At 66.4% G+C, this 16,310-nt stretch carries 15 protein-coding genes and 1 tRNA gene; 11 read left to right on the top strand and 5 right to left on the bottom strand.

Features of this window, described 5'->3' with window-relative positions:
* The first annotated feature begins 82 nt into the window (after positions 1 to 82).
* On the top strand, positions 83 to 1,423 hold the full coding sequence (locus VFG17_RS15735) for a folylpolyglutamate synthase/dihydrofolate synthase family protein (RefSeq protein ID WP_325030302.1): 1,341 nt from the start codon (positions 83 to 85) through the stop codon (positions 1,421 to 1,423).
* A gap of 64 nt (positions 1,424 to 1,487) precedes the next feature.
* On the opposite strand, the gene VFG17_RS15730 is transcribed toward VFG17_RS15735, so the two are convergent.
* Together VFG17_RS15730 and VFG17_RS15725 are read right to left on the bottom strand one after the other, a co-directional pair.
* Positions 1,488 to 2,870 (bottom strand): MFS transporter, encoded by a 1,383-nt coding sequence (locus VFG17_RS15730; RefSeq protein ID WP_325030301.1) that lies wholly within the window; start codon positions 2,868 to 2,870, stop codon positions 1,488 to 1,490.
* Between the two features lie 102 nt (positions 2,871 to 2,972).
* On the bottom strand, positions 2,973 to 3,410 hold the full coding sequence (locus tag VFG17_RS15725) for a response regulator (protein ID WP_325030300.1): 438 nt from the start codon (positions 3,408 to 3,410) through the stop codon (positions 2,973 to 2,975).
* A 153-nt stretch (positions 3,411 to 3,563) separates the two neighbouring features.
* Here VFG17_RS15725 and VFG17_RS15720 point away from each other — a divergent pair, with 153 nt between their 5' ends.
* Together VFG17_RS15720 and rsmD are read left to right on the top strand one after the other, a co-directional pair.
* Positions 3,564 to 4,424: a pseudouridine synthase gene (locus VFG17_RS15720; RefSeq protein WP_325030299.1), complete on the top strand. Its 861-nt coding sequence runs from the start codon at positions 3,564 to 3,566 to the stop codon at positions 4,422 to 4,424.
* Positions 4,424 to 4,969, top strand: coding sequence for a 16S rRNA (guanine(966)-N(2))-methyltransferase RsmD (rsmD, locus tag VFG17_RS15715; RefSeq protein WP_325030298.1), 546 nt, complete (start codon positions 4,424 to 4,426; stop codon positions 4,967 to 4,969). The genes VFG17_RS15720 and rsmD overlap by 1 nt, the downstream gene beginning before the upstream one ends.
* On the opposite strand, the gene VFG17_RS15710 is transcribed toward rsmD, so the two are convergent.
* Together VFG17_RS15710 and VFG17_RS15705 are read right to left on the bottom strand one after the other, a co-directional pair.
* Positions 4,953 to 6,218, bottom strand: a complete 1,266-nt coding sequence (locus VFG17_RS15710) for an MFS transporter (RefSeq protein WP_325030740.1) — start codon at positions 6,216 to 6,218, stop codon at positions 4,953 to 4,955. The two genes, rsmD and VFG17_RS15710, sit on opposite strands and share 17 nt — an antisense overlap.
* 83 nt (positions 6,219 to 6,301) lie before the next feature.
* On the bottom strand, positions 6,302 to 6,835 hold the full coding sequence (locus tag VFG17_RS15705) for a septal ring lytic transglycosylase RlpA family protein (protein ID WP_325030297.1): 534 nt from the start codon (positions 6,833 to 6,835) through the stop codon (positions 6,302 to 6,304).
* Between the two features lie 265 nt (positions 6,836 to 7,100).
* Here VFG17_RS15705 and VFG17_RS15700 point away from each other — a divergent pair, with 265 nt between their 5' ends.
* The 5 genes from VFG17_RS15700 to VFG17_RS15680 all read left to right on the top strand — a co-directional run bounded on the left by VFG17_RS15700 (position 7,101) and on the right by VFG17_RS15680 (position 13,589).
* Positions 7,101 to 7,982 (top strand): Rossmann-like and DUF2520 domain-containing protein, encoded by an 882-nt coding sequence (locus tag VFG17_RS15700; protein WP_325030296.1) that lies wholly within the window; start codon positions 7,101 to 7,103, stop codon positions 7,980 to 7,982.
* Between the two features lie 16 nt (positions 7,983 to 7,998).
* On the top strand, positions 7,999 to 10,305 hold the full coding sequence (locus VFG17_RS15695; protein ID WP_325030739.1) for an ATP-dependent helicase: 2,307 nt from the start codon (positions 7,999 to 8,001) through the stop codon (positions 10,303 to 10,305).
* A gap of 72 nt (positions 10,306 to 10,377) precedes the next feature.
* On the top strand, positions 10,378 to 11,307 hold the full coding sequence (locus VFG17_RS15690) for a DUF4349 domain-containing protein (RefSeq protein ID WP_325030295.1): 930 nt from the start codon (positions 10,378 to 10,380) through the stop codon (positions 11,305 to 11,307).
* Positions 11,308 to 11,357: 50 nt separating this feature from the next.
* Positions 11,358 to 12,407: an aspartyl/asparaginyl beta-hydroxylase domain-containing protein gene (locus VFG17_RS15685; RefSeq protein ID WP_325030294.1), complete on the top strand. Its 1,050-nt coding sequence runs from the start codon at positions 11,358 to 11,360 to the stop codon at positions 12,405 to 12,407.
* 18 nt (positions 12,408 to 12,425) lie between these two features.
* On the top strand, positions 12,426 to 13,589 hold the full coding sequence (locus tag VFG17_RS15680) for an acyl-CoA dehydrogenase family protein (RefSeq protein WP_325030293.1): 1,164 nt from the start codon (positions 12,426 to 12,428) through the stop codon (positions 13,587 to 13,589).
* A 17-nt stretch (positions 13,590 to 13,606) separates the two neighbouring features.
* Here the strand turns inward: VFG17_RS15680 and VFG17_RS15675 are convergent.
* A tRNA-Ala gene (locus VFG17_RS15675) sits at positions 13,607 to 13,682 on the bottom strand.
* Positions 13,683 to 13,780: 98 nt separating this feature from the next.
* Between VFG17_RS15675 and VFG17_RS15670 the strand changes: the two genes are divergently transcribed.
* Genes VFG17_RS15670 through VFG17_RS15660 form a run of 3 tightly spaced genes read left to right on the top strand, consistent with a single transcriptional unit; the run spans position 13,781 to position 16,296 of the window.
* On the top strand, positions 13,781 to 14,797 hold the full coding sequence (locus tag VFG17_RS15670) for an NADP-dependent oxidoreductase (RefSeq protein WP_325030292.1): 1,017 nt from the start codon (positions 13,781 to 13,783) through the stop codon (positions 14,795 to 14,797).
* On the top strand, positions 14,739 to 15,692 hold the full coding sequence (locus VFG17_RS15665; RefSeq protein WP_325030291.1) for an AraC family transcriptional regulator: 954 nt from the start codon (positions 14,739 to 14,741) through the stop codon (positions 15,690 to 15,692). The genes VFG17_RS15670 and VFG17_RS15665 overlap by 59 nt, the downstream gene beginning before the upstream one ends.
* A 37-nt stretch (positions 15,693 to 15,729) precedes the next feature.
* Complete coding sequence (locus tag VFG17_RS15660; protein WP_325030290.1) at positions 15,730 to 16,296, top strand: GNAT family N-acetyltransferase; 567 nt, start codon at positions 15,730 to 15,732, stop codon at positions 16,294 to 16,296.
* Positions 16,297 to 16,310 lie beyond the last annotated feature (14 nt).

Here is a 16,310-nt window from a genome sequence, read left to right as displayed (position 1 = left end):
TTTGAAGGGTAAGGCGGGTGCCGGGTCAAGCCCGGCATGACGGATGATTGGGAGGCTGCTTTCCTCTAATCGAGCTACAGCCATGCCCGACCACGCCCACAGCTCCGACCCCGCCGTGCAGACCCAGCTCGATCGCCTCGCCGCGCTGTCGCCGGGGCGCGACATTCTCGGGCTCGAACGCATCGCCGAGCTCTGCGCGCGCCTCGGCAATCCGCAGCTCCTGCTCCCGCGCACCTTCCACGTCGCGGGCACCAACGGCAAGGGGTCGACCTGCGCCTATCTCCGCGCGATCCTCGAAGCGCAGGGGCGCCGCGTCCATGCCTATACCAGCCCGCACCTCGTTCGCTTCAACGAACGCATCCGCCTCGCGGGCAAGCTGATCGACGACGCGCTGCTCGCCGCACTCCTCGAAGAGGTGCTCGACGAAGCCGCGGATTTGCAGGCGAGCTTTTTCGAAGTCACCACCGCCGCCGCCTTCCTCGCCTTCGCGCGCATCCCCGCCGACGATTGCATCATCGAAGTCGGGCTCGGCGGCCGCCTCGATGCCACGAATATCATCCCGCCCCCCGCGGTCGCCGGCATCGCCTCGCTCGGCATCGATCACGAAGCCTTCCTCCTCGCGCCCGAAGCCGGGACGCCCGACGATCCGGCAATGCGGATCGCGTGGGAAAAAGCCGGGATCATCAAGCCCGAGAGCCCCGTCGCGACGCTCGCCTATCCGCCGCATGTGCGCGACACCGTCGCCGCCAAGGTCGCCGATGTCGGCGCCACGCTCTTTCCCGAAGGCGACGGCTGGACAATCCAGCAAGAAGATGACGCCTTTCGCTGGACCTCGAAACTGGGCTCGGTCGCGCCGTTGCTGCACCCGCGCATGGCGGGCGCGCACCAGATGCGCAACGCCGGGCTAGCGATCGCGATGCTGCGCCTCGCTCCCGATCCGCGACCGAGCGATGCCGAGATCGCAGAAGGCGTCGCAAATGCCTTCTGGCCGGGCCGGATGCAGCGGCTCGGTGTGGGACCGCTGACCGGGCTTCTGCCGCAAGGCCGGCAGCTCTGGCTGGACGGCGGTCACAATCCCGACGCGGGCATCGCGTTGGCGAAGGCACTCGAGGGGCACGCCCCGCTCCACATCGTCTGCGGTCTGCTGCGCAACAAGGACGCGCTCGGTTTCCTGCGGCCATTCGCGGACCGCATCGCCTCGTTCCAGGCGGTGCCGATCCCCGGTCACGAACACCACGATCCGAAGGAGCTGTGCCACCGGGTGCAGTCCGGTCTTGGCATCGTCGATGCGCAGCCGTGCGACGATGTGACCGCCGCGCTGCGCTTCATCGCCGATCATCGCGCGGCTGCGGACGTGTTGATCTGCGGCTCGCTCTATCTCGCGGGGGTGGTGCTCGACCTCAACGGCGAATGGCCGACCTGAAACACGGTCTTAGCCGTCGCCCCCGCGAAGGCGGGGGCGACGGGGCTTTTATGGCTCGCGGCTCCTATGCCCGCACGGTTCCCGCGGTGCCGACCGACAGGTCGACCAGCCCTTTGCGCATCATGATCCAGAACAGCAATATGCCCGGCAGTGCGGCGGCGACGGTGAAGAGGTAGAAGTTCACATTGCCGAACTCCTCCATCATCGCGCCCGCGGTCGTCCCGGTGAGGAAACGGCCGACGATGCTCGCCGCCGAGCTGATCAGCGCATAATGCGCCGCGGTGAAGCGCAGGTCGCACAGCGCCGAGAAATAGGCGACGACGACGACGCCGCCGATGCCGCTGGCGATATTTTCAAAACCGATCGTCGCGGCCAGCCCCCAATTGCTGTGCCCCGCCGCTGCCAGCAAGGCGAAGCTGAAGTTGCTGACAGCCATCAGCACGAGGCTCAGCAAGACCGACTTTTTCATCCCCATCCGGGCGTAGAGAATGCCGCCGATGAAGATGCCGATAAAATAGGCCCAGAAGCCGATGCCGACGTCATAGATGGCGATCTCGTCGTTGCTGAACCCGAGATCGTCGAGCAGCAGGCGCAAGGTCAGGTTGGCGAGCGTGTCGCCGATCTTGTGCAAAAGGATGAACAACAGCGCCAGCCATGCGCCATGGCGGCTGAAGAATTCGGTGAAGGGACCGACGATCCCGGCGACGATGCCCGGCCGTCCTTCGCGCGTTATCGCCTCGCGGTGGCGTTCGGGTTCGCCGACCCAGAAGGCGGCGATCACCGCCGGTAGCGCGAACATGGCGCAGGCGAAATAGGCCGCTTCCCACCCATAACGCGCCGCGAGGACGAGCGCCAACCCGCCGGCCGCGGTTGAGCCCAGGCGCCAGCCATATTGCGACATGCCCGATCCCACCCCGAGCTGTTCGGGTTTCAATATCTCGATCCGGTAGGCATCGATCACGATGTCGAAGGTCGCGCCGGCAAGGCCGACGAGGATAGCACCGACCGCCATCTCGAACAGCGCCGCAAGCTCGCCCTCATGGCCCAGCCCGAACCATTGCATGAACTGCCCGACGGGCGACTGACCGACCTGCTGCGGATCGACCATCGCCAGATTCGCGACGGCCGATATGACAAGCGCCGCGGCCAGCACCAGCCATGACACGCGCTGGCCGAGGCGACCTATGACCGGCAGACGCACCGCATCGACGACCCACGCCCACAGAGGCTTGAGGTTGTAAACGAGGAAGGCCAGCGAAAAGGCGGTGATCGACGATTTCTCGAACCCGTCTTGCGCAAGCCGCGTCGTCAGGGTCGCGCCGATCATCGCAAAGGGGAAGCCCGACGAAATGCCGAGCAACAGCGCCGCCAGCGGGGCCCGTTCGAGATAGGGCCGGATGCTATGCCACCAGCTTTGCGGCGGCGGCGTCGAAATATCTTGCTGCAAAACCTGCACCTCCCCGATGCGGCAGAGCCGCCGCATGCCCGTCAACCAAGGCCTAGAGGCTTGATCCCAAATTGGAAGCGGTGATTTATCGGCTGGTCGCGCTCACGCGGCTTCGGGTCGCCAAAAGGTTGTCAGCCCGCTCACCTTGCGGGGCGCCTCATTCTTGCAGATCATCATTTCGAGCGCCTTCAGCGCCGCGACGAGCGCGGACGCACTGTGCGGCTTGCCGAGGCAGGCGAGCGCGATCTCGCTTGCGTCGGCGGGGCATTGTCCGGTCACCAGCAGCACCGCGATCCCGCGGTCGCGCGCCAGCCTTGCGACCTCACGCCCGGTCATGTTGCCAGCGAGCCCGAGGTCGAGCACGACCGCGTCGACCGGTTCGGCCGCCATCACCGCCACCGCCGCCTCGCCCGAATCGACCGTTGCGACAACCTGATACCCGCCGTGTTTCAGCGTGTGCTCATTGTCGAAAGCGGTCAGCGGATCATCCTCGATGATCAGCAGCCGCTTGATGCAGGTCGGGCGGGACGCGAACAGCATAGTTACTCCCTTTGACGTCGCCATGACTCGCTCCGCGCCGTCCCGCAAGATCGCTTCTGCTTGCCATCGACGAAGCGGGTCTTTTCCGGCTATGAGCGTGATCACGACGCAACACTCTCCCCTGAAAACGACAAGAAAGCCGCATCCGTTCCGATGACGACCCGCCGCCCGCCCCGCTCGTCCCCTCGCCCCGCCGCAGACCGCCCCCCCGCAGGCCGCGACGCCCCGAAAGGCCGCCGCGCCGCGCGCGGCGCCGCCTCGGCGCTCAAAACCAGGCCCGCCGAAGAGCGTGAGGACGGGCCGCAGCGCATCGCCAAGCTGCTCGCGCGCGCCGGCGTCGGCTCGCGCCGCGACGTCGAGCGGATGATCGACGAAGGACGGATCGCGCTGAACGGCGAGGTGATCGCCCAGCCCGCGCCGCTCCTGTCGTCGCTCGACGGCCTGACGGTCGACGGCAATCCGGTCGCGAAGCCCGTATCGACGCGTCTCTATCGCTTCCACAAGCCCGCCGGCTGCCTCACCGCCGCGCGCGACCCCAAGGGGCGCAAGACGATCTACGACCTCTTGCCCAAGGGGCTGCCGCGCCTGATGCCCGTCGGCCGCCTCGACTATAATACCGAAGGGTTGCTGCTCCTCACCAACGACGGCGAATTCAAGCGCCAGCTCGAACTGCCCGCGAGTGGAGTCGAGCGCACCTACCGCGCGCGCGCCTTCGGCGACATCAGCCAGGCGCAGCTCGAGGAGCTGGCGATGGGGATCGAGATCGACGGCGTCCGCTACGGCCGGATCGACGCCAATCTCGAACGCCGCACGGGCCGCAACCAGTGGGTCGAAATGACCCTGACCGAGGGCAAGAATCGCGAAGTCCGCAAGGTGCTCGAACATTTCGGATTGCAGGTCAGCCGCTTGATCCGGACGCGCTACGGCGAGTTCACCCTCGCCGGGCTCGACATGGGCGCGGTCGATGTCGTGCCGCGCGACGAACTGTTCAAATTCCGCCGGCGTCTCGGCTGATGCGCGTCATCTCCGGCGAATGGCGCGGGCGCAAGCTGCTCGCGCCGAAGAATGACGCCACCCGCCCCACCGCCGATCGCACGCGCGAAACGCTCTTCTCGATGCTCGCGAGCCGTCTCGGCAGCTTTGAAGGACTCTATGTCGCCGATCTGTTCGCGGGATCGGGGGCGCTCGGGATCGAGGCGCTGTCGCGCGGCGCCGAGCAATGCCTGTTCGCCGAGCAGGATCGCGACGCGCTCGACGCGCTGCGCCGGAATCTGGCCACATTCGGGGCAGCGGCGCGCGCCGATATTCGTGCGGGATCGGTTCTCGCATTGGGGCCGGCACGCCGCACCTATGATCTGCTGTTGCTCGACGCGCCCTATGCGACCGGCGCGGGCAGCGTCGCGCTCGACAAGCTGAACCGCCTCGGCTGGATCGGCCCTGATAGCTGGATCTCGATCGAGACAGCCGACAAGGAAGCTGTCGATGTCGCGGGCTTCGAAATCGATGCGACGCGCAGGGTCGGCAAGGCGAAGCTAACGCTGCTCAGGCAGGCGGTGTGATTCGCCGCACCATCAGCAGGCCGAGCCAGCTCACGATCCCGGCGAGCGCCAGATAATAGCCCACGGTTTCGGTCCCGCCGCGTTCGGCCAATGCCTGCGCGATGATCGGCGCCATCGCGCCGCCCAAAATACCGCCGGCATTGAACGCCACCGACGCCCCCGTATAGCGCACCCGCACCGGAAACAGCCCGGTCAGCCAGCTCCCGAGCGGACCATAAACCAGCCCCATCACGAACAGCGCGGCGGCGAGGCCGAGGAAGATCAGCGGCCAACTTTCCGACGCCAGCGACGGCCCGAACAGGAAGCCGATCAGGATCGTCGCGCCGCAACCCCAGCTCAGCACGCGCTGCGCGCTCGACGCGTCACTCCAATAGCCGGCAGCGACGATCCCGACGGCCATGAACAGGATCGCGCCGAGCTGGATCAGCAGGAATTGTTCCTTCGGATAGCCGAGCGTCGCTGTCCCGTGCGCAAGCGCGAAACTGGTCGCCAGGTAGAAGATCGCGAAACAGGCGACGACCGCGAAGGTCCCCGCGAGCGTCGCGATCAGATGGTGCCGGAACAGCTCGCCGAGCGGCACCGCGACCGGCGCTTCCTTGGCGACGGCTTTGGCGAAGTCGGGCGTCTCGCCGATCTTCAATCGCACCCACAGCCCCAGCCCGACGAGCACCGCCGACAGCAGGAACGGAATGCGCCAGCCCCATGCCGCGAAATCGGCGTCGCTGAGACCGAGGCCGAGCAGCAGGAACAGGCCGTTCGCCGCGATGAAGCCGACCGGCGCGCCCAATTGGGGAAACATGCCGAAGCGCGATTTCCATCCCGCTGGCGCATTCTCGACCGCGAGTAGCGCCGCGCCGCCCCATTCGCCGCCGAGGCCGAATCCCTGCCCAAAGCGCAGGATGCAGAGAAGCAGCGGCGCCACCCAGCCAACCATCGCATAGGTCGGCAGGAAGGCGATCAGCAAGGTCGAGGCCCCCATCAGCATCAGCGACGCGACGAGGGTCGACTTGCGCCCGATCCGGTCGCCATAATGGCCGAAGACGATCGCGCCGACGGGCCGCGCGAAAAAGGCGAGCCCAAAGGTCATGAAGCTGTACATCAGCTGCGCCGAGGCCGAACTCTCGGGAAAGAAGAGCGGCCCGAACACCAGGGCGGCGGCGGTGCCATAAATGTAGAAATCATAAAATTCGACCGCGGTGCCGACGAGGCTCGCGGTCAGGATGCGCCGATGCTGTCGATAGGGTGCCAGATCCACGGGCAACGCCCTCCCCTTTCAAAGTTGGCGACGCTTTGGGCGCGCGCCGTGTCCGGCGCAAGCAGGAATGCGAAGCGTCAGCTGCCCCCGGCGGCAAGCTGAGCGCGCAGACGCAGCAACTCGCGCTCGGGGACCCGCGTCAGCGACGCCGCAGGCTTGCCCTTGCGTAGCCGTTCGCGATCCTTCTCCGACGGTTCGACGCGGCGCACGCGCACCGGTGCATGGCCCTGTGCTTTCATGCCGAGCTGTTCGGCCGCGCCGCGCGACAGGTCGATAAGCCGCCCGCGCGCGAACGGGCCGCGGTCGTTGACGCGGACGATGATCCGCCGCCCGCTATCGAGCGCGGTGACCTCGACATAGGTCGGCAGCGGCAGCGTCGTATGCGCGGCGGTGATCCAGCCGGGGCGGAATTTCTCGCCATTGGCGGTGCGGTTCCCCGACTCGCTGCCATACCAGCTCGCATAGCCGAGCGCGTCATAGGCCGGCGCGGCGGCGGGCACATAGGTCGTGCCGCGAATGCTATAGGCGGGCCCGATGTGAACGGGAGCGTCGGCGACGGGGCGATAATTGCCGCCGGCACAGGCGGAGAGAGCCAGAAGGGCCAAAGACATTCCGGCGAGTTGCATGGTCGAGCGTCGCTGCATCGCGCGACCGTAGATGCGGGATATGGGGAGATAAAGTCCTTATGGCTGGCAGGTTAGTGGTCATTGGGAAAATTCGTCGCCCCCGCGAAGGCGGGGGGCGCTGGCAGTCAATGCTGCCAGAGCAGGGCAACGCCGACGGCCGCCCCTGCCTTCGCGGAGGCGACGGCAGCTACCGGCCCAAAGCCGAGGTTCCATTGGCGAAATATCCTCTCGCGCATTACATCCGGATCCCATGACCGATATCCGCTTCCATCAGGCCGGAATCGTCGGCGCGGGCCGCGTTGCGCGGGCGCTGGCGCTTGCGCTACAGCCGCACGCGATCGCCCCGCCGATGCTATGGAGCCGCTCTTCCGACAAGGCGCGCGGCGCGGCGGAGGGAGTCGGCGCCGTCACGGAACCGGACCTCGGTCGCCTGATCGCCGAATGCGACATCATCGCGATCGCGGTCGCCGACGATGCCCTCACCGATGTCGTGTCCCGCATCGCGGCCGCGCTGCCGGCCCGCCCGGCCCGCTTCATCTTTCACGTCAGCGGACGCAGCGGAGCGGCGGCGCTCGAACCGCTCGGCAAGGCCGGCGCGATGGTCGCCGCTATCCATCCGGCGATGACCTTTACCGGTGATCCAGAAAGCGAGGTCGGTCGCATGGCGGGGGCGCGGTTCGCGATCACCGCGGCGGCCGGCGACGCCATCGAACGGGCGCGGCAGATCGTCGCATCGCTTGGAGGGATCGCGGTCGAAATCGCCGAGGATCGGCGCGCGCTCTATCACGCCGCGCTCTGCCACGCGTCGAACTATCTCGTCACGCTGATCGACGGCGCGGCGCACGGGCTGGAGCGCGCCGGGGTCGACGATCCGGCGGCATTGCTTGCCCCGCTCGTCCGCGCCGCGCTCGAAAACTGTCTCGCGCATGGTTTTGCCGGATTGTCGGGCCCGCTGTTGCGCGGCGATGCGCGGACGATCGCCGGTCACCTTGAAACGCTCGCGGCGCATAGCCCTAGCCTGCTGCCCGCCTACAGCGCGATGGCACGCGCGACGCTCGATGAGCTCAAGCGCCGCGAAACCACGCCCTCCGACCGCCTCACCGCACTGGACAGCCTGCTCGCTGTTCCCTAATCGTTCGCGCGTGAACATGCCCCCCACCTCGACGCCTGACCTGACCCGCCCCGACCCGTCGGACCCGCCCTATCTGCAGGGCCTCAACGGCCCGCAGCGGCAAGCCGTCCTGACCACCGAAGGCCCCGTGCTAATGCTCGCGGGGGCCGGCACGGGCAAGACCGCCGCGCTCACCGCGCGCCTCGCGCATATCATCGCGACGCGGCGCGCCTGGCCGTCCGAAATCCTCGCCGTCACCTTCACCAACAAGGCGGCGCGCGAGATGCGCGAACGCATCGGGCGGATGATCGGCGACGCGGTCGAGGGCATGCCCTGGCTCGGCACCTTCCACAGCATCGCCGCGAAAATGCTCCGCCGCCACGCCGAACTCGTCGGGCTGCAGAGCAATTTCACCATCCTCGATACCGACGACCAGCTCCGCGTTTTGAAGCAGCTGATCCAGGCGGAGGGGCTCGACGAGAAACGCTGGCCCGCGCGCCAGCTCGCGGGGCTGATCGACAAGTGGAAGAACCGCGGGCTGACCCCCGCCGACCTCGATGCCGCCGACAAGGAGGCCTATGCCGACGGCAAGGGCCAGCATTTCTACGCGCTCTATCAGGCGCGGCTGAAGACGCTCAACGCCTGCGATTTCGGCGATCTGCTGCTCCACATGCTTGTGATATTGAAGACGCACCGCGACGTGCTCGAACAATATCAGGCGCGCTTCAAATATATCCTCGTCGACGAATATCAGGACACCAACGCCAGCCAATATCTCTGGCTCCGGCTGCTCGCGCAGGCACGCAAGAATATCTGTGTCGTCGGTGACGACGACCAGTCAGTGTACAGCTGGCGGGGCGCCGAAGTCGCGAATATCCTCCGCTTCGACAAGGATTTCCCCGGCGCGACCGTGATCCGCCTCGAACAGAATTACCGCTCGACGCCGCAGATTCTTGCCGCCGCCTCGGCGCTGATCGCGCAGAACAGCGGCCGCCTCGGCAAGACGCTCTGGACCGAGCTCGATCCCGGCGACAAGCTGCGTGTCGTCGGCGTGTGGGACGGGCCCGAGGAAGCGCGGCGGATCGGCGAGGAGCTCGAAGGCCTGCAGCGCCAGCGCGTGTCGCTCGACCGCGCCGCGATCCTCGTCCGCGCGCAGTTCCAGACGCGAGAGTTCGAGGATCGCTTCATCGCGATCGGCATGCCGTACCGGATCGTCGGCGGCTTCCGCTTCTACGAACGCGCCGAAATCCGCGATGCGCTCGCCTATCTCCGCCTCGTCCAGTCGAGCGCCGACGACCTCGCTTTCGAACGCATCGTCAACGTCCCCAAGCGCGGGCTCGGCGACAAGGCGCTCGCGCGCATCCACCAGTTCGCGCGGGCCGAGCAAGCGCCGCTGTTCCACGCCGCGTCGCGGATCACCGAAACCGACGAACTGACCCCGCAGGCGCGCCGCCAACTCGCGAACTTCGTCGCGCAGATGCGCGGTTGGCAGGCGAAGGCGAACGAACTCTCGCACCCCGAACTCACCCAGCTCATCCTCGACGAATCGGGCTATACCGCGATGCTGCAGGCCGACCGCAGCGTCGAGGCTGCGGGACGGCTCGAAAACCTCTCCGAACTCGTCCGCGCGATGGAGGAATATGAAACGCTCGAGGAATTTCTCGAGCATGTCAGCCTCGTCATGGACCGCGACAATGACGACCAGACCGAGACGGTGACGATCATGACGATCCACGCCGCGAAGGGCCTCGAATTCGATCATGTCTTCCTCGCCGGCTGGGAGGACGGCGTGTTTCCGTCGCAGCGTTCGATGGACGAGGGCGGCACCGCCAGTCTCGAAGAGGAACGCCGCCTCGCCTATGTCGCCATCACCCGCGCCCGCCAGCGCGCGAGCATCTATCACGCCGCGAACCGGCGCATCTATGGCCAGTGGATGAGCAGCATCCCCAGCCGCTTCATCGGCGAAATCCCACCCGAGCATGTCGACAGCGAGAATAGTTTCGGCGGCGGCCAGAGCTTGTGGCGCGCCAACTGGTCGGCGCAGGGCGACCCCTTCGCCCACGTTGCCGAACGCCAGTCTGCGCGCACGATGACGCGCGGCCCCGCCTGGCAGCGCGCGCTCGCCTCGTCGTCGACCGTCACGCGTGCGCCCGCCCCCAGCGAGAAAGGCCCCGCAGCATCGGTTGGCGCCAAACCGCGCGCCGACCTCGCGATCGGGATCCGCGTTTTTCATGAGAAGTTCGGTTACGGCGAAATCATCGATATCGATGGCAACAAGCTCGAAGTCGAATTCGACCAGGCGGGCAGCAAACGGGTCCTCGACAGCTTCGTCAAGCTCGCCTGATCCATATTGTCTACTCAATCAATTATGATATGACATTACATGCGACCCGAGTCGCATATTGGGAGAGACTTCATGAAAACCAAGCTCTTAGCGGGCGCGATGGCGCTCGCCCTGGTCGGCTGTTCGGAAAAACCCGCCGAAGCGGTCAGAGAGGCCCCCGCTTATGACATGGCACCGGTCGACGCCTCCGAAGCGGTCTCGACCCGGGCCATTCCCGCCCCGTCCGCCGTGAGTAGCCCCAATATCAACGTCACCGCGGCGCCCGGGGTCGCGTTCAACTATGCCTATGCTTTCCGTCTCGACGACAATCGCATCGCCAAGGTGCAGGAGGAACATGCCGCGGCGTGCGAGGCGCTCGGCACGACGCGTTGCCGGATCACCGGCATGACCTATCGCCTCGTCCGCGAGAATGAGGTCGAGGCGCAATTGCTGTTCAAGCTCGACCCCGCGATCGCGCGCAAGTTCGGGCGCGACGCGCTTTCGAGCGTCGAAAAGGCCGAAGGCGTACTCGCCGAGGCGCGGATCAGCGGCGAGGACGTCGGCACGCAGATCAGCGACTCGCAACGCCGCAGCGCCGATATCGGTGCCGAAATCGCCCGGCTGGAGGCGCGGCTGAGGCAAGGCGGTCTCGGCGACCGCGAGCGCACCGAACTCCAGCAACAAATTTCGGCGATGCGGAGACAGCTCGATGGCGAGCGCGATACCCGCCGCGCCGGAGAGGCGATGCTCGCAACGACGCCGATGCAATTCGACTATATCGGTACCGGCGGCTTGCCCGGCATCGGTTATGGCAATCCGTTCAGCGACGCGCTGAACATGCTGATCCGTAGCGGCAGTGTGATGCTGTCCTTCCTCCTCGTCGTCGGTGCGGCGATCCTGCCATGGGCCGCGCTCTTCCTGTTGCTGCTCGCACTTTGGCGGACCGCGCCGATGCGCTCGATCCGGAAATGGCTTCGCGGCGCCGCGAAATCATCCGTGACCTCGACGCCGCCGGCGGACTGAAGCCCGGTCGCGCGCTTGCAAAGGCCCGGCGCCCCGTTATGCCAAGGGCCATGACGGGTCAGACGACATGGCTGGATCAGGCGCGCGACGCGCACCACCGCGGCGATGTTGCCGCCGAAACGGCAGCACTCGAGGCCGCAATCCGCGCCGACCGCGGCAATCTCCCGGCCTTGCTGGCGATGGCGGAGCTCAAGCGCCGCCTCGCCGACGACCGCGCGGCGGGCAGCTATTACCGCCTCGCGCTGGGCACCGCCGCGCAAGCCCGCAGCGTTCCGCCGTCGCTTCATCCCGGCCTCCAGCGCGCCGAGCAGTTTCTCGCCGACACCGACCGCGCCTTTGCCGATCATCTGCTCGGCCAGCTTCGGCACGCCGGCGTCGATGCCGGGACCGCGACGCCGCGCGTCGCAGAGGCGCTGCGGATGCTCGCCGGCGAACAGCCGCTCTATCTGCAGCAGCCGAACATGTTCTATTTCCCGGGCCTTGCTCAACGCCCCTTTTTCGAGCGGTCCGATTTCGACTGGGCGGAAGCGGTCGAGGCCGCGACCGACGCGATCCGCGCCGAGCTGCTGGCGATGGTTGGCGGCGCCTCCGATCCGTTCGGCCCCTATGTCACCGCCGCCCCCGGTCGGCCGCCGCCGAACAACCCGCTGCTCGACAAGCCCGACTGGGGCGCGGCATGGCTCTGGAAGGACGGCGCGGTGGCCGACGGGATGGCGGCACTGTGTCCTGCAACTCTCGCCGCGCTGGAGCTTGCGCCGCAGCCTGTAATTCCGGGGCGCGCACCGCTCGCGCTCTTTTCGCGCCTGACGCCCGGCACGCATATCCAGCCGCACCACGGCATGCTCAACACGCGGCTCATCTGTCACCTGCCGCTGATCGTCCCCGACGGTTGCGGGCTGCGCGTCGGTGCCGAAACGCGCAGCTGGCGCGAAGGAGAGCTTCTGATCTTCGACGACAGTTTCGAGCATGAGGCGTGGAATCGCGGGACCAGCGACCGCACCATCTTGCTGTTCGAAATCTGGCGTCCCGACATCGATGCCGACGAGCGCGAGCAATTGACGCGTATCTTCGCGGCGATCGACACTTATGGCGAACAATAGACCAGGGAACATGAAGACATGATCAATCCGGGAATGGATGCCGACATATACGACGCCTTCATCGAGCAGTTGCAACGCTATGTCCGCGAGCGGCTGATCCCGGCGGAAGACCAGCTCGAGGAGCTTGGCCGCGTTCCCGACGATATTCTTGCCGAAATGCGCGACATGGGGCTGTTCGGGGTGACGATGCCCGAAGAATATGGCGGCGCGGGCATGAACGTCAGCCAATATGTCGGCTTCATCCGCGAACTGGCCTATGCCTCGCCCGCCTATCGCTCGATCGTGTCGATCAATATCGGCATGGTGTGCAAATCGCTCATCGGCTTCGGCACCGAGCAGCAAAAGGCGCATTGGTTGCCGAAGCTTGCCGGCGGATCGATCGCGGCCTTCGGTTTGACCGAACCCGACAGTGGGTCGGACAGCGCGGCGATGAAGACGCGCGCGGTGCGCGACGGCAACGGCTATGTGCTGAACGGCACCAAGCGTTATATCACCAATGCACCCTTCGCCGACGTCATCCTCGTCATGGCGCGCACCAACGTCGAGGCATTGCCCAAGAATGCGCATGTCAGCGCCTTCCTCGTCCCGCGCGACGCGCCCGGCGTGTCGATCGGCAAGCCCGACGGCAAGATGGGCCAGGCGGGATCGCAGATCGCCGACGTGATCCTCGAGGATGTGCATGTCGATGGCGACGCGCTGCTCGGCGGCGAGGAAGGGATCGGTTTTCGCGCCGCGATGCAGAGCCTCGACAACGGGCGCCTGTCGGTCGCTGCGGCGAGCGTCGGCTACGCCAAGCGCATGCTCGACGCCGGCCTGCAATATGCGATGGAGCGCAAGGCGTTCGGCGAGCCGATCGCCAATTTCCAGCTGATCCAGGCGATGCTCGCCGACAGCAAGGCCGAAATCTATGCCGCCGACTGCATGCTCAATGACGCCTGCGCCCGCGCAGATCGCGGCGAGAAGATATTGGTCGAAGCGGCGGCGACCAAGATGTTCGCCAGCGAAATGTGCGGGCGCGTCGCCGACCGCGTCGTCCAGATTCACGGCGGCGCCGGCTATCTCAAGGAATATCTGGCCGAACGCTTCTATCGCGACTGCCGCATTTACCGCATTTATGAAGGGACGACGCAGATCCAGCAGCTAGTGATCGCGAAGAATATGATTCGGGATTTCGCGGGATGAGCTGCCGGGTGGGTCGCTGGTGGAGCCGAGGGGAATCGAACCCCTGACCTCTGCAGTGCGATTGCAGCGCTCTCCCATCTGAGCTACGGCCCCGCGACGGGCGGGGTCTTAACGGCACTGGCTGGCAGTGGCAACGGCTTTTCTGATCATGGCGGTTGTTCTGTGAAAATTTGAGGAATGGGGGGATTCCGATGGCCAAGGCATGGCATTTGACCAGTCGTCCGCAGGGGCTGCCGACGCGCGACAATTTTGCGCTCCGCGACCTGCCCGACGCACCGCTCGAAAAAGATCAGCTTCGCGTCCGCAACGTCTGGCTGTCGGTCGACCCCTATATGCGCGGCCGCATGAACGACGCGAAAAGCTATGCGGCGAGCTTTCAGATCGACCAGCCGATGACCGGCGGCGCGATCGGCGAGGTGGTCGAAAGCCGAATGGAAGGTTTCGCGCCCGGCGACCTGATCCTTCACATGGGCGGCTGGCGCGACGGCGGCGTGATTGGGCTCGACATGATGCCGAACAAGCTGCCCGCCGAGGCGCTGGCGGCGGGCATGACGCCGCAGACCTTCCTGCACAATATGGGCCTGACGGGCGGCACGGCCTGGATTGGCCTGCTGCGCATCGCCAGCGCGAAGCCCGGCGACACGGTGTTCGTGTCGGCCGCCGCGGGCGCGGTGGGATCGGCGGTGGTCCAGATCGCCAAGGCGCGCGAAATGACGGTGATCGGCTCGGCGGGCGGCGCGGAAAAATGCGAATGGGTGCTCGACCTCGGCGCTGATGCCGTGATCGACTACAAGGCGGGGCCGGTGCTGCCGCAGCTTGCGACCGCGCTCGAACGCCTCGGCAAGCCCGGGATCGACGTCTATTTCGACAATGTCGGCGGCGAGCATCTCGACGCCGCCTTTGCGACCGCGAACGACTTTGCGCGCTTCTCGATCTGCGGCATGATCGACGTCTATAACGATGGAAAAGCGCAGGAGATGAAATATCTCATCCGCGCGATCCCGGCGCGGATCCGCATGGAAGGCTTCATCTACACCGACCAGTTCATCGAGTGCATGGAGGAATTCTACGCCGACATGGGCGGGCTGATCGCCAGCGGCGCGGTGACGATGCGCGAAACCGTGCACGAGGGATTGGAAGCGACGCCGGATGCGTTTCTGGGGCTGTTCGCGGGCACGAATATGGGGAAGATGCTGGTCCGGGTTTGATCGGGACGGCAGCCCGTGGATTGCCTCGCCCCATTTTCGCAGCATGATAGGCAGCATGTCTTTCGGAAACTTCCTCGTCCGGTCGTTGCATGGCGGCGCCATCACCGCAGTCGATGCGCATTCGGACCGCTCGTTCGCGCGGCACGCGCACGATGAATTCGGCGTCGGTTTGGTTACCGGCGGGGCCCAGCGCTCGTGGAGCGGACGCGGCGCGGTCGAGGCGGCCCGCGGCGAGCTGATCACGGTCAATCCGGGCGAAGTCCACGACGGCATGCCCATCGGGGAGGAGCGGTCCTGGTCGATGCTCTATATCCAGGCGCCGCTGATTTGCGAGATCATGGCCGACCTGACCGAGGGCCGGACGGCGAATCGCGAGCTTCACCGGCCGGTCGTTGCCGACCGCGCGCTGACGCGCCGGTTCGTCCGGGCTCGGCGGGCCGCGCTTCGGGCCGACCCGGCACGCGATCTGGACGAAGAACTGCTCGCTCTCTTCGGTGGCCTGATCGGCACGCCGCCGCCGTCCGCGAGCGGAGTTGACCGCCGGATTTTACGCATCCGCGAGGCGATCGACGACGATCCGGCGGCACAGCACGGCCTGTCCGCGATGGCCGCGCACGTGGGGCTCAGCCGCTTCCAGACGCTACGCGCCTTTTCGCGCCTGACGGGCCTGACCCCGCACGCATATACCATGCAGAGACGGCTCGATCTGGCGCGAAGGCTGATCCGACGCGAAACGCCCTTGGCCGAGGCCGCCATCGAAGCGGGCTTCGCCGATCAAAGCCATATGCACCGCGGCTTCGTGGCGCGCTATGGCTACACGCCCGGCCAATATGCCCGCGCCCATCGCATCCGGGCTGCAATTTCATACAAGAGCGGCGCCATCTTCTCCCACTAGGACGGGCCCGGTTCCCGTTTTTTGGAGGTCGAAGAGGATGGCAGAGCGAAATGGCGCAGCACTTAAGGTCGAGATGCGCGGCATCGTCCCGGCGGATTTCGGCGAGGTCCTTCGGATCATCAATTGCGCGGCCGAAGCCTATCGTGGCGTAATCCCTGCCGATCGCTGGCACGATCCCTATATGTCGCCGGAGGAACTGGCGTCCGAAATCGCGCATGGCGTGGCCTTCAGCGGCTGCGTCGTGGACGGCCGCCTGGTGGGCGTGATGGGCGTGCAGGAGCGCGGCAAGGTCGACTTGATCCGCCACGCCTATGTCCTGCCGGACTATCAGGGCAGCGGCATCGGCTCGAGGCTGCTCGGGCATCTTTGCGGGGCCGGTGACAAGCCTATACTGATCGGAACGTGGCAGGCGGCCGAATGGGCGATCCGATTTTACGAGCGTCACGGCTTCGTCCGCGTATCGAAGGACGATGTGGCGGCGCTGCTACGCACCTTCTGGGATGTGCCCGCGCGGCAGGTCGAGACATCGGTCGTCCTCGCCTCGCAGGCGCTTTCGCGTGGCGCCGTCGAGGAACTGATTAGCGGATCGCAGCGGCGAAGCTAGGGCGCTGCAACGCG

This window comes from Sphingopyxis sp., assembly GCF_035686825.1.
GTDB lineage: Bacteria > Pseudomonadota > Alphaproteobacteria > Sphingomonadales > Sphingomonadaceae > Sphingopyxis.
The sequence above is the reverse complement of the archived record's forward strand: the minus strand, read 5'-3'. Positions and strand labels throughout refer to the sequence as shown.